General features: G+C 71.1%; 4 protein-coding genes. 3 read left to right on the forward strand and 1 reads right to left on the reverse strand.

Annotation, left to right across the window (positions count from 1 at the left end; translation table 11 throughout):
• The 3 genes from IM632_RS07205 to IM632_RS07215 form a co-directional block, all read left to right on the forward strand.
• Positions 1–758: class I SAM-dependent methyltransferase (locus IM632_RS07205; RefSeq protein ID WP_296552166.1), on the forward strand; the 758-nt coding region annotated here is incomplete at its 5' end.
• Positions 758–1,291, forward strand: coding sequence for a dTDP-4-dehydrorhamnose 3,5-epimerase family protein (locus IM632_RS07210; RefSeq protein WP_296552167.1), 534 nt, complete (start codon positions 758–760; stop codon positions 1,289–1,291). The genes IM632_RS07205 and IM632_RS07210, both read left to right, overlap by 1 nt.
• Positions 1,292–1,293: 2 nt before the next feature.
• Entirely contained in the window at positions 1,294–2,253 is a 960-nt protein-coding gene (locus IM632_RS07215) for an NAD(P)-dependent oxidoreductase (RefSeq protein WP_296497619.1), read from the forward strand.
• A gap of 7 nt (positions 2,254–2,260) precedes the next feature.
• Here the strand turns inward: IM632_RS07215 and IM632_RS07220 are convergent.
• On the reverse strand, positions 2,261–3,007 hold a 747-nt coding region (locus IM632_RS07220; RefSeq protein ID WP_296552168.1), incomplete at its 5' end, for an FkbM family methyltransferase.

Below are 3,007 nucleotides of genomic sequence, written 5' to 3' on the forward strand. Positions count from 1 at the left end.
CCCGGGGCCTGACCGCCGACCTGATGGCGGCCAACAACGTCCTGGCCCACGTGCCCGACATCGGCGACTTCGTCGGCGGCTTCCGGCACGTGCTCAAGCCGCAGGGGGTGCTGACCTTCGAGTTCCCGCACCTGTTGAACCTGATCGAGCAGGTGCAGTTCGACACCATCTATCACGAACACTTTTCCTACCTGTCCCTGCTGGCGGTGGAGACCGTGCTGCGGGCCAAGGGCCTGCGGCCCTTCGACGTGGCGCTCCTGCCCACCCATGGCGGATCGCTCCGGCTGTTCTGCTGCCGGGCGGACGCCTCCCACGCCGAGACCGAGGCCCTGATGGCCCTGCGCGCCCGGGAGGCGGCGGCGGGGCTGGACCGGCTGGAGACCTACGGCGGCTTCACGGCGCGGGTCGAGGCCGTGCGTTCGGCCTTCCTGGCCTACCTGGCGCAGGCGAAGGCGGCGGGCCGCAGGGTGGCGGCCTATGGCGCGGCGGCCAAGGGCAACACCTTCCTGAACTACGCCGGCGTGGGTACGGATGACATCGTCGCCTGCTTCGACGCCAACCCGCACAAGCAGGGCCGGTTCCTGCCCGGGAGCCACATCCCCATCCTGGCGCCGGACCAGATCGGCGTCGTGCGGCCGGACGACCTGCTGATCCTGCCCTGGAACCTGCGCGAGGAGATCATGACCCAGACCGCGCGGATCCGCGATTGGGGCGGCCGCTTCGTCACCGCCTCGCCCGAGCCCCGGATCTGGGACTGATGCGCTTTACGCCCACCCCAATCGTCGGCGCCGTGGTGGTGGACATCGATCCCATCGAGGACGAGCGGGGCGGTTTCGCCAGGCTGTTCTGCCCGCGGGCCTTCGCCGCCGCCGGCCATCCCTTCTCGCCCGCCCAGACCAGTCTGTCGCGGAACAGGGCGGCCTTCACCCTGAGGGGCATGCACTTTCAGCCGGCGCCCTTCGATGAGGGCAAGCTGGTGCGCGTGACGCGGGGGCGGATCTTCGACGTCGTCGTCGACCTGAGGCCGAAGAGCCCGACCTTCCGCCAGTGGACCGGGGTGGAGCTGAGCGCCGAAACGGGGCGGGCCCTCCTGATCGGCCGCGGCCTGGCGCACGGCTTCCTGACCCTGGAGGCCGACACCGACGTTCACTATGAGATCGACCGCTTCTTCGAACCCGGGAAGGGCGAGGGCGTGCGCTGGAACGACCCGGCCTTCGGCATCGCCTGGCCGGCCGAGCCCCGGGTGATGTCGGACCGCGACGCCGCCTGGCCGGACTTCAGCGCGGCCTGACCATGGCCCGGATTCTCCTGACCGGCGCCAGTTCCTTCACCGGCCTGTGGATCGCAGAGGCCCTGGCCGCGGCCGGGCATGAGGTCACAGCGACCCTGACCCGCGGCGAGGGTGACTATCCGGGCCTGAGGGGCGAGCGGGTGGCGCGGCTGGCGGCCTCGACGGCTCGGGTGTTCGACGCGCCCCTCGACAGCGACCGGTTCCGCGATCTCGCCCGCAACGGCCGGTTCGCCCTTTTCGCGCACCACGGGGCCGACATCCCGGGCTATCGCTCGCCCGACTATGATGTGGCGGCGGGGGTGGCGCGGAACCTGGCGGGCGCCGAGGCGGCGGTTCATGGGGTTGCGGACGGCGGCTGCCGGGCCCTCGTCTCCACCGCCACGGTCTTCGAACCCGGCGAGGGCGGAGAGGGCCCGGACGCTCCGGCGGTAAGCCCCTACGGCCTCTCGAAGGGCCTGACCGGCCAGGCCCTGGCGGGGTTCGCGGAAGAGGCCGGCCTGTCCTTCGGCCGGTTCGTCATCGCCAATCCCTTCGGCGTGCTGGAAGAAGGGCGCATGGGCTGGTCTCTCTTCCAGGCCTGGTTCCGGGGTGAGCCCGGCCGGGTGCTGACCCCGGCCTATGTCCGCGACAACCAGCCGGTCCCTCACCTGGCGGGCGCCTACGCCCGGCTGGCGGGGCGGTTGCTGGAATCTGACAGGCCCGTGAAGCTGGACGCGCGCCCTTCGGGCCTGGTGGGGACCCAGGGCGACTTCGCCAAGCGCCTGGCTGCGGAGGCGGGCCCGCGCCTGGGCCTGGCCTGCGACCTCGTCCTGAACGACCAGGTCGACTTCCCCGAACCCCGGGTGCGGGTGAACGACGAACCCTGCCTGCCCCCCGGATGGACGGGGGAGGCCTTCTTCGACGCCTATGCGGACTATTATGCCCGGCTTGATAGGGAGGGTCAGCTGGGCGGGGCGGCGTGAGGCCGGCTCAGAAGCCGTATCGGCGGAGATAGGGCAGGTCGCTAATGTCCGTGGGGAAGGGAGCGTCGGGGCCCTCGACTGGCGGAATGTCCGGAGGGACGAGACCCTCCCGCGGCGTCGCGATGACGTTGAAGTCACCTGTCAAGGTGGCCTGGCCGGCGTTGCGGACCGCCTTCCGGGTGGCGAAGGGCACGAAGAGCCAGTGCACCAGATAGCCGGCCTCGAAGAAGATCCGCAGGGTCCTGCGCGCCACGTCCTGCTGGTTCCGGTCGGCCTCGGCCACCCAGGCGGGGCGGATGCGGGTCAGGAGGTCGCCGGCCCCGCGCAGAACCTCCGGCTCGAAGCCCTGGAGGTCCATCTTCACCACCTTCACCGCGTCGCGGACGTCCGGGGACATGTCGTCCAGACGGGTGACCCGGACTCGCTCGTGCGAAGGGGACCGGGCGCCAAAGCCGAGGCCGCCAAAATTCACCCCGGACTCCAGCCCGGCCATCGGGAAGTCGGTGAGCGACTCCTCGGGGCCCAGGGCAGCGTGGATGGGCTCGACGTTCAGGAGATCGTTGGCGACGGCGTTGGCCGCCAGGATGTGGCAAATCCACCTCTGGGCCTCGTAGGCCACGACCTTCCAGTCCGGCCGGGCCCTGGCGAAGGGCAGAGCGAGGGAGCCGATGTTGGCGCCGGCGTCGACCATGACCCCGGAGGTCCCCGGGGCGAGGTGCAGGAGGATATCCAGCTCGACCCGGGAGAACTCGCC

This window comes from Phenylobacterium sp. (assembly GCF_020402505.1).
Lineage (GTDB): Bacteria > Pseudomonadota > Alphaproteobacteria > Caulobacterales > Caulobacteraceae > Phenylobacterium.

What these genes read in the sequence shown, in the direction of transcription:
- IM632_RS07210 (WP_296552167.1), top strand. Translation starts at nt 758, where the DNA reads ATGCGCTTTACGCCCACCCCAATCGTCGGCGCCGTGGTGGTGGACATC.
- IM632_RS07215 (WP_296497619.1), top strand. Translation starts at nt 1,294, where the DNA reads ATGGCCCGGATTCTCCTGACCGGCGCCAGTTCCTTCACCGGCCTGTGG.